Raw genomic sequence first — 16,392 nt, 5'->3', positions numbered from 1 at the left:
GGAGGGCGGGGCACTGGTCGGGTCCCCCTTCCGCCCCTCCCGGTCACCTCACTATGCGGTCGTTCGCCGGTGACCGGACGGAAATTCACCCGCACGAGTGCCTTCTTCGTCATCGCGGCGCCCGCCGCCCCGGGCTCGCTCCGGCTGCCACCCCAGGGCCCGTGAGATCCCCCGCGCCGCCACCCGCACCGCGGGGGCCAGCACGGGCACCTGGGCGTCGGCATGGGGCACCACGATGGACACGGCGGCGGTCACCGTGCCGTCCGCCGCCCGGATCGGCGCCGCCACCGACAGGGCGTCCTCCGTGACCTGACGGTCGCTCACCGCGACGCCGGTGCGGCGCACTTCGGCCAGTTCCCGCCGCAGCCGCGCCGGTTCGGTGATCGTGTACGGCGTGAAGGCCGCGAGTTCGCCCCCGCAGTACTCCTTCTGGAGCTCCGGGGCGCCGTGGGCCAGCAGGGCCAGCCCGACGCCGGTGGCGTGCAGCGGCCAGCGGGCGCCGACGCGTATGTGCACGCCGACCGCCGAGCGGCCCGAGAGCCACTCGATGTAGACGACGTCGGACCCGTCCCGCACGGCCAGTTGCACGTTCTCGTGCGTGGCCTCGTACAGGTCCTCCAGGTACGGCAGCGCGATCTGCCGCAGGGCGAGGCCGCGCGGCGCCAGCGCGGCGAGCTCCCACAGCCGGAGCCCGACGTGGTAGACGCCGGACTCGTCCCGCTCCAGAGCGCCCCACTCGGTGAGCGCGCCCACCAGCCGGTGGGTGGTGGTCAGGGTCAGCCCGGCCCGCCGGCTGATGTCCGTCAGGGACAGCGCCGGGTGCTCGTGGTCGAAGGCCGCGAGCACGGACAGCAGCCGGTCGGGCGCGGTGGGGCCGGTCATGGCCGGATGTCTCCCGGGTGGGCGAGGTCGTGGGGGCGGGGGTAGGCGGTCGGGCGGTAGGGAACGTAGCGGGCCGCGGTCGTCGGGTCCTCCTGCCCCGCACGGGAGTTGAGCGCGCCGGGCGACACGTCCCAGCGGCCCGTGTCCAGGCGGTCCTCCAGGGTGTCCAGGGCGGCCAGTGTCTCGCCGGGGGTGAAGGTGCAGTGGCCGGGGCCGTCGACGTACGCCTGGCGCAGCAGCCCCGCGGAGCCGCCGGCCGTGGCCGCGCGCCGATAGGCGCTCTCGGCCTGCACCGGGATCAGCGCGTCACCCGTCGTGTGGATGTTGAGCTGGGGGTCGGTGAGCCGGCCGGAGAGCACGCTGGTGTTCCGCATCCACCCCACGGCCGAGGGGTCGGCGGAGATCCGGGGCGCCCGGCCGAGGGCCGAGAGGTCGGTGCGCAAGGACAGTCCCGCCTCCTTGTAGAGCTCCGTCACCTCTTTGTACAGCGGGGACCGGGCGAGCATGGCGGTGTAGTCGACACCGGTGTTCCAGGACGGGTTGCCGCCTGCCCGGCTCTCGGCCTCCTGCCGCCAGCTGAAGGCGGGCATCTGGACGAGCCCCCGGACGGCGGTGAACTGGTTGGACTGCTGGGTGCCCCAGTCGGTGGGGCCCGGCTTCTGCTGCGAGGCGTCGTTGTAGCCGGGGATGTTGTGCAGAGCCGCTGCGAGTGCGATCCGGGCCCGGCCCTCCGGGGTCTGCTGGGCGGCGTCGACCTTCGTGGTCAGCGACTTGGCGGCGGCGACCGCCTCCGGCTGGTCGGCGAACCCCGCCAGCCGGATACCGGAGTCCGGGGCGAGCAGCGTGCGCAGCGCGAACACCGGGTCCAGGGTGCTGTTCCAGTTGGCGACGCCGCCCTGCACCAGCCCGCACATCGACAGCGAACCGTCGAAGCGGTCGGCGTGCCGCTCGGCGAGCATGGTGGTGACGAAGCCGCCGTACGAGGTGCCCCAGGCCAGCGTCCGCCGGGCCGCCCCGAACCTCTCGGTGAACAGGTCCAGCGTGGCGAGCTGGTCGGGCACCGCCTCGGTGACGGCCCAGCCGTTCGTCGCGTACGAGGAGCCGATCAGGGCGTAGCCCTCGGCCAGCAGCTTCTCCCGGGCGGCCGAACCCGGTGTGTTCTGCGCCGGGTTGGGGGCCCCGGCCGGGCTGTAGCCGTGGCTGTACAGCAGCACCGTGCCGTTCCAGGACGCGGGTACGTCCATCACATACGCGGCGCCGGAGGGGAGCTTGCCCTCCAGATGGCTGTCGGTGGCGTCGGCGGCCTGCGCGGGCAGGGCAGTCGCCAGGGACAGGCAGGTGGTCAGCAGGGCGAGGCGGATCCTCAACGCGGGGTTCCTTCCAGAGTGGGGGTGGCGGCGGGGGAGTCCAGGGCGTCCGTGTGTGTCTCGCGCAGCCGCCACACGGTGACGGCGGTGATCGCGGCGCCGACGCACAGCAGCAGGGAGACAGGCGTGCTCCCGCCCCCGTAGGTGGCGAGGAGGCTGCCGGCGATCAGCGGGGAGAAACCGGCGCCGACCAGGGTGGCCGCCTGGTAGCCGAGGGAGGCGCCGGTGTAGCGGACGCGGGTGCCGAACATCTCGGTGAGCAGCGCGCCGAGCGGCCCGTACATCGTGGACTGGGCGACACCGTGACCGAGCGCGAGCGCGAGAATGAGCAGGCCGGGGGAGCCCGAGTCGACCAGGGCCAGCACGGGGAAGGCGAGCGCGGCCGAGGCGATGGCGCCGGCGAGCACGACGGGCCGGCGGCCGACCCGGTCCGACAGCGCGGACGCGGCGGGCAGGACGGCGAGGGCCACACAGGAGGCGACGGTCACCGCGGTCAGCACCTGTGGCCGGGTGTACCCCTCGTCGACGGCGTAGGAGATCATGAAGCTCGTCAGCAGCGACTGGGTGGTGAACGCGCCGATGCCGACGCAGGCGGCGAGCAGCACGGGCTTCGGGCGGCGCAGCAGCTCCACGATCGGCGGCTTGTCCACCGGCTCCCGCTTGGCCTGCGCGAACAGCGGGCTCTCGGCGACCTTGAGGCGCACGAAGAGCCCGACGGCGAGCAGCACGATGCTCAGCAGGAACGGCACCCGCCAGCCCCAGGAGCGGAAGTCGTCGTCGGGCAGCCCGGCGACGAGGGTGACCACACCGGCCGACAGCACGGAACCGAGCGGGGCGCCGAGCTGGGTGAAGCTGGACCACAGGCCGCGCCGGGAGCCCTGCGTCTTCTCGGCGTGCTCGACGACCATCAGCATCGCGCCGCCCCACTCGCCGCCGATCGCGATGCCCTGCACGACGCGCAGCGCGACGAGCAGGATCGGGGCCCAGACGCCGATCGCGTCGTAGGTGGGCAGCAGGCCGATGAGGAAGCTGCCCAGGCCCATCAGGACCATGGTCAGCAGCATCATCGACTTGCGCCCGATCCGGTCGCCGAAGTGGCCGAAGACGATGCCGCCGAGCGGGCGGGCGAGATAGCCCGCGGCGAAGGTCCCGAACGCCGCGATGGTGCCGACGGCCGGGTCTGCCTGGGGGAAGAACAGGTCGCCGAAGACCAGCGCGGCGACGGTGCCGTAGACGAGGAAGTCGTAGAACTCGACGGTCGTGCCGAGCAGGCCGGAGATGGCCACGCGGCGCAACTGACGTGAATCCGGGGTGGGTTGGGCGGCTGAGGGGGATGGCTGCACGGGGAGCTCCCTGGGGACGGGTCTCGGATAGCCCGTGAAGTTATGCATCCATCGTGCAGCAGTCAATCATTTGCACAACATCAGTTCAGGCCGTCCTCCGCGATCCGCAGCAGCAGCGCGTGCAGCGTCTCCCGCTCGGCCTCCTCCAGCGGGCCGAGCAGTTCGTTGGTCACTCTCAGTCCGGCCTCGTCGGTGTCGCGCAGGAACGCGCGGCCGCTCTCGGTCAGCACGACGATCCGGCTGCGGCGGTCGTCGGGGGAGGGGCGGCGCTCGGCGAAGCCCTGCTTCTCCAGGTCGTCGACCAGGCCGACGATCGCGCTCGGGTCGTAGCCGAGCCGGGTGCTCAGCTCGCGCTGGAGGGTGCCCTCGGTGGTGGCGAGGAAGCGCAGCACCGCGTAGTGGCGCAGGCGCAGCCCCGACTCCTGGAGGCAGGCGTTGAAGAGCTGCCCCGAGCGCAGGCCCAGGCGGTACAGCAGGTAGCCCGTGTCGGCGTGCAGCCCGCGCATCCACGGCTCGTGCGCGTCGATGGGCTTCGGGGTGACGTTCTGGCGTGCGATGACGGGCTCCCTGTGCTCGGTGCTTCCTGGGATTCCAGCATCTCGCACCCGTGGGTCTTCAACAACTATTGACGTCAACAATTATTGCTCTTAGCTTCGATCTCGAAGCCGCACCACCCGCATCAGCTCGTGAAGGGACCCACCCGTGCCCAGCATCGATCTCTCCGGCAAGGTCGCCGTCGTCACCGGAAGCGGCCGGGGCCTCGGCCTCGCCTACGCCCATGCCCTGGCCGCCCATGGCGCGTCCGTGGTGATCAACGACGTGGACGAGGCCGTGGCCGAGGCGGCCGTGAAGTCCATCGCGGAAGCGGGCGGCAGGGCCGTCGCCGAGGTCGTCCCGGTCGGCACCTCCGAGGCCGCGGAGCGGCTGGTGAACCGCGCGGTCGAGGAGTTCGGCCGGCTGGACGTCCTCGTCACCAACGCGGGCATCCTGCGCGACAAGGTGCTGTGGAAGATGACCGACGAGGACTTCGACGCGGTGATCACCACCCACCTCAAGGGCACCTTCACCTGCGCCCGCGCCGCCGCCGTCAGGATGCGCGAGCAGGGCGAGGGCGGCTCGCTCATCCTGGTCGGCTCCCCGGCCGGGCAGCGCGGCAACTTCGGCCAGACGAACTACGCCGCCGCCAAGGCCGGCATCGCGGCGATGACCCGCACCTGGTCCATGGAGCTGGGCCGCGCCAACATCACCGTCAACGCGATCGTGCCGGTCGCCGCGACCGCGATGACCGAGACGATCCCCGCCTTCGCCCCGTACATCGAGGCCATGCGCGACGGCGAGCCGCTGCCGGACTTCCTGCGCAAGGGCGAGGGCTTCGGCACCCCGGAGGACTGCGCGGCCCTCGTCCCGTTCCTCGCCTCCGAGGCGGCGCGCGGCGTGACCGGCCAGTGCGTCGGCATCGGCGGCGACAAGGTGGCACTCTGGTCGCATCCGCAGGAGATCAGGGCGGCGTACGCCGACGGCGGCTGGACCCCCGGCGCCCTGGCCGACGCCTGGCCCACCTCGGTCGGTGCCGAACTCCAGTCGGTCGGCATCCCGGCGCCGAAGTTCCCGGAGGCGTGATGGACCGCTCCATGAACCCGGACGACCTCGTCGCGATCGACGTCCACACCCACGCCGAGGTGTCCTCCAAGGGCCACTCCTCCCTGGACGACGATCTGCACGACGCCTCCTCCGCCTACTTCAAGGTCGAGGGCAAGCGGAAGCCGACCCTGGAGGAGACCGCCGCGTACTACCGCGAGCGGAAGATGGCCGCCGTGATCTTCACGGTCGACGCCGAGTCCGCCACCGGCACCCCGCCCGTCCCCAACGAGGAGGTCGCCGAGGCGGCCGCCGCCAACGCCGACGTCCTCATCCCCTTCGCCTCCATCGACCCCTTCCGGGGGAAGGCGGGCGTCAAGCAGGCCCGCCGCCTGGTCGAGGAGTACGGGGTGAAGGGCTTCAAGTTCCACCCCAGCATCCAGGGCTTCTTCCCCAACGACCGGTCGGTGGCGTACGACCTGTACGAGGTGATCGAGGAGACGGGCACCATCGCCCTCTTCCACACCGGCCAGACGGGCATCGGCGCCGGAGTGCCCGGCGGAGGCGGCATCCGCCTCAAGTACTCCAACCCCCTCCACGTGGACGACGTGGCCGCCGACTTCCCGCATCTGAAGATCATCCTGGCGCACCCCTCGTTCCCCTGGCAGGACGAGGCCCTGGCCGTCGCCACGCACAAGCCGGGTGTGCACATCGACCTGTCCGGCTGGTCGCCGAAGTACTTCCCGCCGCAGCTCGTGCAGTACGCGAACACCCTGCTGAAGGACAAGGTCCTCTTCGGCTCCGACTTCCCCGTCCTCACCCCGGACCGCTGGCTCGCCGACTTCGGCAAGCTGACGATCAAGGAAGAGGTCCGGCCGAAGATCCTCAAGGAGAACGCCGCCCGCCTGCTCGGGCTGACGAAACCGTAAGGGGCCGTGACATGCGCAACGAGGGACTGGGGTCATGGCCCGCACGCCGGGCCCGCAAGACCCCGCACCGCACCGCCCTGATCCACGGCGACACCACCCGTACCTACGCGGACCTGTACGAGCGCACCACCCGCCTTGCCCACGCCCTGCGCGAGAGGGGCATCCGGCGCGGCGACCGCATCGCCTACCTCGGCCCGAACCACCCCTCCTATCTGGAGACCCTGTTCGCCGCCGGCACGCTCGGCGCGGTCTTCGTCCCCCTCAACACCCGCCTGGCCGGCCCCGAGATCGCCTACCAGCTCGCCGACTCCGGCGCCAAGGCCCTCGTCTACGGCCCCTCGCACGCCGGTCTGGTCGCGGGACTGCCCGGCAGCACGGACGTACGCGTCTATCTGGAGGTCGGCGAGGAGTACGAGAGGGCCGTCGCCGAGGCGCCCGGGGACCCGGTCGACGAACCGGTCGGGGCCGAGGACACCTGCATCATCATGTACACCTCGGGCACGACCGGCCGCCCCAAGGGCGCCATGCTCACCCATGGCAATCTCACCTGGAACGCGGTCAACGTCCTCGTCGACACCGACCTGATCACCGACGAACGCGCCCTCGTCTCCGCCCCGTTGTTCCACACGGCCGGCCTGAACATGCTGACGCTCCCGGTCCTGCTGAAGGGCGGCGCCTGCGTCCTGGTCGAGGCCTTCGACCCGAACGCCACCTTCGATCTGATCGAGCGGCACGGGATCACCTTCATGTTCGGCGTGCCGACGATGTTCGACCAGGTGGCCAGGCACCCGCGCTGGCCGGGGGCGGACCTCTCCTCGCTGCGCATCCTGACCTGCGGCGGCTCCCCGGTCCCCACCCCGCTGATCGCCGCCTACCAGGAGCGCGGCCTCACCTTCCTCCAGGGCTACGGCATGACCGAGGCCGCGCCCGGAACCCTGTTCCTGGACGCCGAACACGCGGTCACCAAGGCCGGTTCGGCGGGCGTACCGCACTTCTTCAGCGACGTACGGGTCGTACGGCCGGACCTCGCGCCGGTCGACGTCGGCGAGGTCGGGGAGGTCGTGGTGCGCGGACCGCACGTCATGCCCGGCTACTGGGGGCTGCCCGAGGAGACGGCCGCGTCCTTCGTGGACGGCTGGTTCCGCAGCGGCGACGCGGCCCAGGTCGACGAGGACGGCTACGTCCACATCGTCGACCGCATCAAGGACATGATCATCTCCGGCGGGGAGAACATCTACCCCGCCGAGATCGAGGACCAGCTCCTCGCCCACCCGGACATCGTCGAGTGCGCGGTCATCGGTGTGGCGGACGACAAATGGGGCGAGGTGCCGCGCGCGGTCGTCGTCCCCCGCGCGGGCACCGCGCTCGACCTCGACGAGGTGCTCGCGTCGCTCGCGGGACGCCTCGCCAAGTACAAGATCCCGAAGTCGGTCGTGGTCGCGGACGAACTGCCGCGCACCGCCTCCGGAAAGCTCCTCAAGTCCCGTGTGCGCAAGCGCTACGGCACCGACTCCTAGCGAAGGACAGCTGTATGAGCATCACCGTCAACGGTCTCGTCGAACTGAAGAAGCTCGCGGGCAGCGACCTCGGCACCAGCGAGTGGATCGAGGTCACACAGGAGCGGATCGACACCTTCGCCGACGCGACCGGGGACCACCAGTGGATCCACGTGGACCCCGAGAAGGCCAAGGAGGGCCCCTTCGGCGCCCCCATCGCCCACGGCTACCTCACGCTCTCCCTCTTCATCCCCCTGTTCACCGAACTGCTGGACGTCCAGGGAGTGACGACGAAGGTCAACTACGGCCTCAACAAGGTGCGTTTCCCCTCCCCCGTGAAGGTGGGCTCCCGCATCCGCCTGACGGCCAAGCTCGCCGAGGTCGAGGACGTGCCGGGCGGCGCGCAGATCACCGTCGAGGGAGCCATCGAGATCGAGGGCGGCAGCAAGCCGGCGGCGGTGCTGCAGAGCTTGTCGCGGTTCTACGCCTGAGGCCGTGCCGGCACCAGGTCGAGCAGGCGTTCCGAGGCGTCACGGGCGAGCGGTGAGAGCCGGTCGTGCACGGCCCGGAACGTCTTCTCGGCCTGGTCCGCCGGCCAGTCGTCCGGGAGGTGCTTGACGGGCAGGCGCGGGTCGCGCCGGACGATGCGCAGCCACTCGGTCTGCAGGCGCAGGCGCAGCACGAGGGCGTCGTCGGCGTCGGGGAGGTCGTCCTCCCAGGGCTGCCAGCGCCGTACGAACGTCTCGTAGTGCCCGGCCAGGTCGGACAGCTCCCAGGTCTCCTCGATCATCTGGCCGATGTCCATGCCGGTGTCCGCGTGGGCCCGGAAGACCTTCACATGGGCGGACAGGCCGAGCTCGGCGACCAGTGCCGACACGTCGACCTCGCCCGGGGCGATCCACAGGCCGTTGAACAGCGGTCCGAAGCCGCTCCAGGTCAGCTGGGAGCGCAGGTCGTGGCGCTGGCGCTGCCAGGACTCGGGCAGGGAGAAGCCGAGCAGGGTCCAGGTGCCGTCCCAGTGCCGGTTGACGGCGCCGGTCTGCCAGATGCGCCGCTCGCCGTCGCGCAGCACGGCCTCCGAGCGCTCGGTCAGCCCGAAATACATCCGGCGGCCCTCACGCTGGCGGCGCAGCAGGTCACGGCCCACCATGCGGGTCAGCGTCGAGCGGGTCGCCTGCTCGCCGATGCCGGCGCGGGCGAACACGTCGATGACGCTGCCCGAGTACACGCACACATCACGCCCGAGCACCTGGTCGCCCAGGAACGTCAGCATGAGGGACTGGGGCCGCAGCGACTCTTCACCGGTCACGCGGCCCACCGTACCTCCGCCGGATCACTCCGTGACCTGCTGGTACCCGGAGTCAGGAACCCTCGACATCGACGAACACGGGGTTGGAATAGAACCACGTGTCCGCCCACGGGTCACCGTTCCCGGGCTCGTGCGGGATCGGCCCGTTCGGGTCGACGGAGGCACCGAGGTACCCCGCACCATGGCGGTTGCCGTCGCTGCCGCGCAGCCGGACGTAGAAGGACTCGTCCCCGGCGGTGAGGGGGATGCGCAGGGTGTACGTCCCCTTGCGGCCGCTGACGTCCTTGGTGTGTACGACCTTGGTGTCCGGCGCCTTCCAGGTGTCCCGGTCGGTGACGGGGCCCCGCACCGCGCCCCGGATCACGTCGACGTGCTGGAGCTCGGGCAGGATGCCCTGCGCGTTGGGCCGTGAGGCGGTCGTCACGGTGATGTGCAGCGTGAGCCTCTCGCCCTTGCGGACGCGCAGGCGGCCGCCCAGGGTGACGCCGCGTCCGGCGTCGCGGTCCCGCTTGACCCGGACGTCGAGCCCGTCGAGCAGATGCCCGTGGTCCAGCCAGACCCGGCCCGCGCGCAGGCCCGCCATGACCGCGCGGTAGCCGTAGCGCGTCACACCCACATGGGTGCGGCTGAACTGGCCGGGCCAGAAGTCGCTGCCCGGCTGCGGGGTGTCGGTGTTCACCGGGTCGGGCAGCTTGCCGGTGCTGTCGAAGTTCTGACCGGCCGGCCAGTCGCCGTTCTTCCAGGTGTCGAAGACGATCCGGTGGGCGTCGGAGTTGGTGGTGATCGAGAACAGCCGCCCCTCGGCGAGCATCGAGTCCCACAGGCCGCCGACGGTCGCCGTCGCCCAGTCGAAGCCGCCGTACGTCAGATAGGCGTCCGCCGGGTAGCCGGGCCAGGACTGCGCGGACGGCTTGTTCTCGTACTCGCCGCGCATCGAGGTGGCACCCCGCCAGCCGGGGATGGCGGCGCCCTGGGCGCCGGGCGCGCCCTCCATGCCGATCATGATCTCGGGGGCCGCGTCCCGCCAGGCGCGCATCTCGTGCGGGGAGTCGATGCCCAGGCGCAGGGGGTGGTTGGCGAGGACCAGCACGTCGTCGACGTAGCCCGAACGACGCTGCTGGGACAGCCACTCGAGCGCCTTGACGGCGTGGGCCTCGTTGCGGGCGGTGTCCGCGTCGGCGGGGCCGCCCTTGTCGTAGCCGAGCAGCTTGCCGTCGTAGGCGCGCTCGAAGCGGGTGAGCAGGTCGACCTCGTGGCGTCCGGGCGTGGTGAACACCGTGCAGTGCTCGGCGGCCGGGATGTACCACTCCAGGCCCTGGAAGATCAGCTGACGCGGGTTCTCGGCACGGGCCTTCAGGATCTCTTTGTGCTCCAGCGCGGCTCCGTGGTCGGCGTGCCCGAAGTTGGAGTGCTCGGTGAACACCATCCAGTCCAGGCCGTACTTCGCGCCCGCCGTGGCCAGCTGGGAGAACGTGTACTTGGCGTCGTGGCTGTAGACGGTGTGGATGTGGTGGTCGCCGACGAGGTAGGCGAGGCGGGGGTCCTCGCCGCCCAGCCGTCGGTCACCGGCGGCCAGGGCGGGGGTCCGGGCGGTCGCCGCCGAGCCCAGGGCGAACGCGGCGCCGAAGAGGCCGGCGCGGCGCAGGAGCCCGCGGCGGGAGACGCCCTGCGGATCGAGGGCGACGGGGGAGACGGACGGATCGGCCCAGGCGGGCAGCTGCTGCTCGGTCATGATCGACAAGCCCTTCGGGATCTCAGTGGTTCATGAAGGAGGTGACGGGCAGCGCCCGGGCGACGATCCGGACGTCGCCGAGCCGGCCGTGGAAGATCTGGTCGATCTTGCCGCCGTACTCGTAGCCGCCCAGCAGCCACGGCAGTCCCACGGAGGTGATGCCGACGGAGGCCGCCTTGGGATTGCGCAGCACCGGGCAGCCCTCGACGTACAGCGTGCTGTGCTTGCCGTCGTTGACGACCGCGAGGTGCCACCAGGTCTCCAGCGGCGTCTCCTGCCCCCAGTTGGTGGCGATGCCCTGCTGGTTGAGCGGGCGCATCGCCCACTGCGGCTCACGGTCGTTGGACAGGGACAGCGTGGCCAGCGGCTCGTCCGGGTCGTCGGCGGTCTTGCCGGCGGCGCCGCCCGTGCCCGTGCGCGAGACCAGGCCCGACCAGGCGTTGTGGTCCGGGTCCCAGTCGGCGGGGAGGCGGTAGAACGCCTCGATGGTGTAACCGTCCTTGAAGGTGGCGGCGTTGAGCGGGGCGCCGTCGACCGTGCGCAGATAGGCGCCCTTGAGCGGTGACTTGAAGCCCTGGAACTCCAGGCTGCCGTGGCCCGGCTGGTCGGGATGGTGGTCCGCCGACCAGCCCAGCGCGCCGCCGCCCACCGTGACCAGGGAGAGGTCGTTACCGCGCCCGGACTGGTCGCGGACGGTTCCGTCCAACGGCTTGTCGAAGCGCCAGTACGCCACCGTGCCCGGCAGCAGCAGCTTCGAGACGGGCCGGGCCGGCCGGGCGGGCACGGGCGCGAAACCGGAGAATCGTTTCTGGAAGTCGATCTCGACGGAGAACCGGTCGGCGTCGCCGCTCAGCTCCATCTCCTGCCGCTCCAGCTCGTTGAGCCCCTTCTTGGCCCGGCCCAGGATCCACGGGGAGACCGTCTCCACGTCGATGACGTTCCGGTCCAGGTCGAAGCGGTAGAGGCGGATCATCGCCGCGCCGCCGAAGTAGCGGTTCTGGTAGTTCGTCAGATGCAGATGGACGTCGTGCCCGGCCGCGTTCTTCCGCGTCGCGCGGGCGGCCGGCCAGTAGTGCCCGTTGAGGGTGAGGAAGATCTGGTCGTGCTCCTCGACCAGCTGGTCCCACAGCTGCTGCCCGTACTCCGACAGGGAGTCGTCCTCGACGACCAGTTCGTGCGTCGTGAGGATCACCGCCGTCTTCGGGTGCTGTGCCATGACCTGCTTGGCCCACGCGTAGCCCTGCGGCGACAGCCGCCAGTCCAGCGCCAGCACCAGCCACTCCCGGCCGCCCGCCGTGAACAGATGGAAGGTGTTGTAGCCGTCGGGGGAGGCGCCGCCGAACATCGGCTTCCCCTTGAACCGCCGCGGACCGAAGGCGTCCAGGTACGGCGTCGCACCCCGCTGGTCGGTCGTCGACGACTTCACGTCGTGGTTGCCGGCCAGGACGCTGTAGCCGACGCCCCGCCGGTCCAGCAGCCGGAACGCCTCGCCGATCGCCGCGAACTCCTCCTTCGCGCCGTTCTGTGTGAGGTCCCCGAGATGCGACAGGAAGACGAGGTTCTCCTCCTTGCCGTGCTCCAGCAGATAGCGCAGCGACGCCTCGACCGGCGCCTTGTCGATGCTCGGCCCGTCGAAGAGGTACTGGGTGTCCGGCATCACGGCGAGCGTGAAGCGGCGGCTGTGCGGATCGGGACGCCAACTCGACGGCGCCGCCGCCGCGGTGACGGCCGGCAGCGCGGCCGCCGCCGTGGCGGTCGCGCCGAGCAGCGCGGTGGCACGAAGGAAACTGCGTCTTCCGGCACCGGCCTGGGGCGCCTCGCCCAGGCCGTGGTCATGCGAAGTGCACACGGGTGCTCCATGAGGTGACAGAGAACAGGGAAAGGGAAGAGCGGGAAGAACTCGAAGAACTCAGAGAACGCGAAGCGTCCAGCTCCAGCGATGGACGCCTGCCGCGACGAGATAGGAAGCGAAGGTGTCGGGCCCGCACGACGCCGTGCCCAGCCCGCGGTGCGCCGCGTCGATGTGCACCACGCACCCGGCACGCGGCACCAGTTCGTCGTGATGCGCGGCCGAGGCGAGGTCGGCCGCGCGATGGCGGGTCACGGACACCTGGCAGGGCTGGTCCAGCCGTACCGCCAGCCCGGTGGCGTCCGGCGCGGACAGCGTGAACCGCCGTACGCCGTGCCGCCCGCCGCTCTCCTGCGGTCGCAGATAGGGCGTGAACAGCTCGTCCACCGGCAGACCGTGGTGGCCCACGGGCGCGCCCGCGCCCCGGTCCGGATACGACTCCCACGGGCCCTGCCCGAACCACTCCAGCAGGTTCAGCCCGGCGACCGTCTCGAAGACCGACCCGACCCGGGCCACATCGTCCAGCGCCTCGGGCAGCTCGGCGCTCTCCTCCACCAGGAGTCCGCCCTCGACGGCCGTGAACACCTGCTCGTGCCGGACGGTCCCGCCCGGGCAGAGATGGTCGGCGACGACGGCGACCCGCCCCGGGTCACGCCGTACGGCGACGACCTTCCGGGTGGGCGCGTCCAGCCCCCAGTCCCGCCAGCGGCCCGCCATTCCGCCCAGTTCGTCGTTGTCGGTGGGCGCCCGCCACAGGGACAGGGTGGGCGCGGCCGCCAGCAGCGGATGGACCAGCAGCCCGTCCTCGTCGACCTCGACCGGTCGGTCCGAGACCGGGGTGTGCCGCATCGGTTCCGCCGCCCGCAGCCGCACCTGCGGCAGGCACACCACCGTGCCGCGCTGCGCCCAGGCCTCGTCCCGGGCCGTCGTGACGCGCAGGGTCAGCCATGCCTCGCCGCCGTCCTCCGGCAGCTCGAACGGCAGCGGCACGGCGGCCGTCTCGCCCGGCCGCAGATCGGGCAGTTCGGCGGGAGCGGTGAGGGTGCCGCCGTCGGCGAGGGACAGCTCCCACTCGCCGGACAGCCAGTCCAGGCCGCGGAAGTGCTGGTGGTTGCCGAGGACGATGCCCTCGTGCCGGAAGCACTCGATCCGCACCGGCGCGGCGATCTCCCGGTGCTCGAACATCACGGGCTTGGGGGTGCGGTCGGGGAAGACCACCCCGTCGGCGATGAAGGCGCCGTCGTGGTCGCTCTCCCCGAAGTCGCCGCCGTACGCCCAGCGATGCCCGGGCGCGGCGACACCGTTGTCATAGAGCCCGGCGCCCCCACGCCCGGCCGGTCTGCCGTCGTTCACACGCTGGAGGATGCCGTGGTCCCAGAACTCCCAGATGAACCCGCCCTGAAGACCCGGGGTGGCCTCGATGGCCTCCCAATGGTCGGCCAGCGTGCCGTTGCTGTTGCCCATGGCGTGCGAGTACTCGCACTGGATGAGCGGCTTGGTCTGGGTCCCGGACATGGCGTGCGCCAGGCACTCCTGGAGCGGCGCGTACATCGGGCAGGCGATGTCGGAGGCCAGGTCCGGATCGGCCCAGCCGAGCTTGGCGGCGCCCTCGTACTGCACCGGCCGCCGGGCCGGGTCGTGCCGGCGTATCCAGCCCGCCGCCGCGTCGTGGTTGGCGCCGTAGTCGGACTCGTTGCCCAGCGACCAGATGATGACCGACGGGTGGTTCTTGTCCCGCAGCACCATCCGCGCGACCCGGTCGACGAAGGCGCCCAGATAGCGCGGGTCGTCGGCGATCTCGTGCGCGTGGTCGTGGGACTCGATGTCGGCCTCGTCGACGACGTAGAAACCGAGTTCGTCGGCCAGGTCGTACAGGGACGGGTCGTTCGGGTAGTGCGCGGTGCGGATCGCGTTGAAGCCGAACCGCTTCAGCAGGACGAGGTCGGCGCGCATGTCGTCGTACGACACCGTCCGGCCGGTCAGCGGATGGAAGTCGTGCCGGTTGACGCCCCGGATGAACACGCGCTCGCCGTTGACCAGCAGGTCCCGGCCGGTGATCTCGACGTCGCGGAAGCCGATCCGGTGGTGCGAGGTGTCGGCGACCGTGCCGTCGGCGCGGTGCAGCCGTACGGTCAGGCCGTACAGTTCGGGCGTCTCGGCGTTCCAGGTGCGCACGTCCGGTACGGCGGCGCGCAGCCGGGCCTCGCCGAGGAAGTCGGAGACGCGCTCGTCCTCGGCGTTGGCGCGGTCGAATTCCGCGTCCTGTGTGAGCAGGTGCCCGTCCAGCTCCCCGCTGACGTACCAGCCCTCGGGCAGCGCCCCGCCGGTGTCCCGCACCCGGCAGTCCACCCGCAGGTCGCCGTCCCGCCGGGCCCGCACGGCCACGTCCGCGAGATGCAGCGGGTCCCTGGCGTACAGCAGCACCGAGCGGGTGATCCCGCCGTGCCACCAGTGGTCCTGGTCCTCGATGTGCGAGGCGTCCGACCACTTCACGACGGTCAGGCGCAGGGTCGCCCGCTGCCCGGGGCGCAGCACCGGCGTCAGATCGAACTCGGCGGCCAGATGGGAGTCCTTGGAGATCCCGACGGGCCGCCCGTCCACATGCACCAGCAGCACGCTCTCGGCGGCCCCCACCTGGAGCACGATCCGCCGCCCGGTCCACTCGGCCGGCACGTCCACCGTCCGCTCGTACACGCCGGTCGGGTCGGCCGCGGGCACCTCGGGCGGGAACTCGGCGAACGGCATGCGGATGTTCAGGTACCGGGGAAGGTCGTCGGTGCCCTGCATGGTCCACACGCCGGGTACGTACGACGACGACCAGACCTCCCCGAGCGGGGCGTCCGGCGCGGGCAGCAGCTGGAAGCGCCAGTCGCCGTCCAGGGAGACGGCCCCGGCCCGCCGGTCGACGGCGTTCATCGGCAGACGTCCCCAGGAGGTGACCTCGGGTGCCTCCCAGGGGCGCAGGGCGAGCAGGGGATCGAGAGATGCGTCGGTCATGACCATTCCGAAGTCGGTGCGGTGGGGCGGGGCAGGGCGCGGCCCCGCAGACCCCGGTCGGGGCCGGCGGGGATGCCGAGGCGGTCCAGGACCGTGGGGGCGATGTCGATGAGTCGGGGCGAGTCGAGCCGGGTGCCCGCGGGCGGCCCGCCGGGCTCGGCGAGGACGACGAAGACTTCCCGCTCGGCACGCGTGTCGCCGCCGTGGCCGCCGGTGTCGAGGTGACCGTGGTCCGTGGTCACCAGCACGGTCCAGCGCTCCTCGGCGCGTGCCGGGTCCGAGCGCCGGGCGTCGATCGCCTCCAGCAGCCGTCCCAGGTGCGCGTCCTGGGCGAGGAGGGCGTGATCGTAGGCGGGGGAGAGGGGGCCCGTGGCGTGGCCCGCCTCGTCGGTGGCGCCGAAGTAGACGAACAGCACGTCCGGGTCGTCCTCGGTGAGCCAGCGTGCCGCGGTGTCGGCGACTCGGCGGTCCGCGCTCGCGTAGCCGTCGGATTCGCCGTCGTAGGACACCCGGGCGCCGATCGCGGGGCCGAGGACACCGCGGCGGACCAGCTCCGGCCAGGACACCGCGGCCGCGGTGCGCAGAGCGGGCCGGGCGGCCACGGCTCGGCTCAGGAAGTCGGGGTGGCGGGTGTAGTCGGCGCCGGCGAAGTCGTTGCCGGTCACCCCGTGGCGGTCGGGCCACACCCCGGTCAGCACGCTCGACCAGCCCGGCCCGGAGTCGGTGAAGGCCATGCTGGTCGACGGTCCGTCCTCGGCCTGGCCGTCGGCCTCGCCGTAGGGCAGCAGGCTGGTGCCGTGGGCGCCTGCGGCCATCAGGGCGTGCAGCACGGGTGCCGCGGACGGGGAGAGTGCCAGCCGGTCGTAGCGCAGTCCGTCCATGCCGACGACTAGGACCTTGGCGCGTGGGG

General features: G+C 71.7%; 13 protein-coding genes. 4 read left to right on the top strand and 9 right to left on the bottom strand.

Annotated elements, in window-relative coordinates; genetic code table 11:
- Positions 1 to 51: 51 nt before the first annotated feature.
- The 4 genes from ACFT32_RS06790 to ACFT32_RS06775 form a co-directional block, all read right to left on the bottom strand.
- Entirely contained in the window at positions 52 to 882 is an 831-nt protein-coding gene (locus ACFT32_RS06790; RefSeq protein WP_382486528.1) for an IclR family transcriptional regulator, read from the bottom strand.
- Positions 879 to 2,249: an alpha/beta hydrolase family protein gene (locus ACFT32_RS06785; protein ID WP_382486526.1), complete on the bottom strand. Its 1,371-nt coding sequence runs from the start codon at positions 2,247 to 2,249 to the stop codon at positions 879 to 881. The genes ACFT32_RS06790 and ACFT32_RS06785 overlap by 4 nt, the downstream gene beginning before the upstream one ends.
- Positions 2,246 to 3,535: an MFS transporter gene (locus ACFT32_RS06780; protein WP_382486525.1), complete on the bottom strand. Its 1,290-nt coding sequence runs from the start codon at positions 3,533 to 3,535 to the stop codon at positions 2,246 to 2,248. The genes ACFT32_RS06785 and ACFT32_RS06780 overlap by 4 nt, the downstream gene beginning before the upstream one ends.
- 137 nt (positions 3,536 to 3,672) lie before the next feature.
- Complete coding sequence (locus ACFT32_RS06775) at positions 3,673 to 4,098, bottom strand: MarR family winged helix-turn-helix transcriptional regulator (RefSeq protein ID WP_193477522.1); 426 nt, start codon at positions 4,096 to 4,098, stop codon at positions 3,673 to 3,675.
- Positions 4,099 to 4,294: 196 nt separating this feature from the next.
- Here ACFT32_RS06775 and ACFT32_RS06770 point away from each other — a divergent pair, with 196 nt between their 5' ends.
- From ACFT32_RS06770 to ACFT32_RS06755, 4 genes are read left to right on the top strand one after another with little or no spacing between them, the layout of a single operon-like run.
- A complete protein-coding gene (locus tag ACFT32_RS06770) occupies positions 4,295 to 5,212 on the top strand; it encodes an SDR family NAD(P)-dependent oxidoreductase (protein WP_382486523.1) in 918 nt (305 codons plus the stop codon).
- An 11-nt stretch (positions 5,213 to 5,223) separates the two neighbouring features.
- Positions 5,224 to 6,099, top strand: coding sequence for an amidohydrolase family protein (locus tag ACFT32_RS06765; RefSeq protein WP_382487080.1), 876 nt, complete (start codon positions 5,224 to 5,226; stop codon positions 6,097 to 6,099).
- A gap of 11 nt (positions 6,100 to 6,110) precedes the next feature.
- Positions 6,111 to 7,616, top strand: a complete 1,506-nt coding sequence (locus ACFT32_RS06760; RefSeq protein ID WP_382486521.1) for a long-chain fatty acid--CoA ligase — start codon at positions 6,111 to 6,113, stop codon at positions 7,614 to 7,616.
- Between the two features lie 14 nt (positions 7,617 to 7,630).
- On the top strand, positions 7,631 to 8,086 hold the full coding sequence (locus tag ACFT32_RS06755) for a MaoC family dehydratase (protein WP_382486519.1): 456 nt from the start codon (positions 7,631 to 7,633) through the stop codon (positions 8,084 to 8,086).
- Here ACFT32_RS06755 and ACFT32_RS06750 read toward each other — a convergent pair.
- Genes ACFT32_RS06750 through ACFT32_RS06730 form a run of 5 tightly spaced genes read right to left on the bottom strand, consistent with a single transcriptional unit; the run spans position 8,077 to position 16,363 of the window.
- A complete protein-coding gene (locus tag ACFT32_RS06750; protein WP_382486518.1) occupies positions 8,077 to 8,904 on the bottom strand; it encodes a PaaX family transcriptional regulator C-terminal domain-containing protein in 828 nt (275 codons plus the stop codon). The genes ACFT32_RS06755 and ACFT32_RS06750 overlap by 10 nt on opposite strands.
- Before the next feature lie 52 nt (positions 8,905 to 8,956).
- Positions 8,957 to 10,636, bottom strand: a complete 1,680-nt coding sequence (locus ACFT32_RS06745; protein WP_382486516.1) for a PHP domain-containing protein — start codon at positions 10,634 to 10,636, stop codon at positions 8,957 to 8,959.
- A gap of 22 nt (positions 10,637 to 10,658) precedes the next feature.
- Complete coding sequence (locus ACFT32_RS06740; RefSeq protein WP_382486514.1) at positions 10,659 to 12,485, bottom strand: LamG-like jellyroll fold domain-containing protein; 1,827 nt, start codon at positions 12,483 to 12,485, stop codon at positions 10,659 to 10,661.
- A 60-nt stretch (positions 12,486 to 12,545) separates the two neighbouring features.
- Positions 12,546 to 15,482: a glycoside hydrolase family 2 TIM barrel-domain containing protein gene (locus ACFT32_RS06735; RefSeq protein ID WP_382486512.1), complete on the bottom strand. Its 2,937-nt coding sequence runs from the start codon at positions 15,480 to 15,482 to the stop codon at positions 12,546 to 12,548.
- The gene (locus ACFT32_RS06730; RefSeq protein WP_382487078.1) at positions 15,479 to 16,363 is read right to left on the bottom strand and encodes an alkaline phosphatase family protein; all 885 of its coding nucleotides are present in this window, start codon (positions 16,361 to 16,363) and stop codon (positions 15,479 to 15,481) included. The genes ACFT32_RS06735 and ACFT32_RS06730 overlap by 4 nt, the downstream gene beginning before the upstream one ends.
- Positions 16,364 to 16,392: the final 29 nt, after the last annotated feature.

The organism is Streptomyces sp. NPDC057002 (genome assembly GCF_042673825.1).
GTDB lineage: Bacteria > Actinomycetota > Actinomycetes > Streptomycetales > Streptomycetaceae > Streptomyces.
Note: the sequence above shows the minus strand (reverse complement) of the source record. Positions and strands in the feature narration are given on the sequence as shown.

What these genes read in the sequence shown, in the direction of transcription:
- ACFT32_RS06790 (WP_382486528.1), bottom strand. Translation starts at nt 882, where the DNA reads ATGACCGGCCCCACCGCGCCCGACCGGCTGCTGTCCGTGCTCGCGGCC.
- ACFT32_RS06745 (WP_382486516.1), bottom strand. Translation starts at nt 10,636, where the DNA reads ATGACCGAGCAGCAGCTGCCCGCCTGGGCCGATCCGTCCGTCTCCCCC.
- ACFT32_RS06775 (WP_193477522.1), bottom strand. Translation starts at nt 4,098, where the DNA reads ATGCGCGGGCTGCACGCCGACACGGGCTACCTGCTGTACCGCCTGGGC.
- ACFT32_RS06765 (WP_382487080.1), top strand. Translation starts at nt 5,224, where the DNA reads ATGAACCCGGACGACCTCGTCGCGATCGACGTCCACACCCACGCCGAG.
- ACFT32_RS06755 (WP_382486519.1), top strand. Translation starts at nt 7,631, where the DNA reads ATGAGCATCACCGTCAACGGTCTCGTCGAACTGAAGAAGCTCGCGGGC.
- ACFT32_RS06760 (WP_382486521.1), top strand. Translation starts at nt 6,111, where the DNA reads ATGCGCAACGAGGGACTGGGGTCATGGCCCGCACGCCGGGCCCGCAAG.
- ACFT32_RS06735 (WP_382486512.1), bottom strand. Translation starts at nt 15,482, where the DNA reads ATGACCGACGCATCTCTCGATCCCCTGCTCGCCCTGCGCCCCTGGGAG.
- ACFT32_RS06730 (WP_382487078.1), bottom strand. Translation starts at nt 16,363, where the DNA reads ATGGACGGACTGCGCTACGACCGGCTGGCACTCTCCCCGTCCGCGGCA.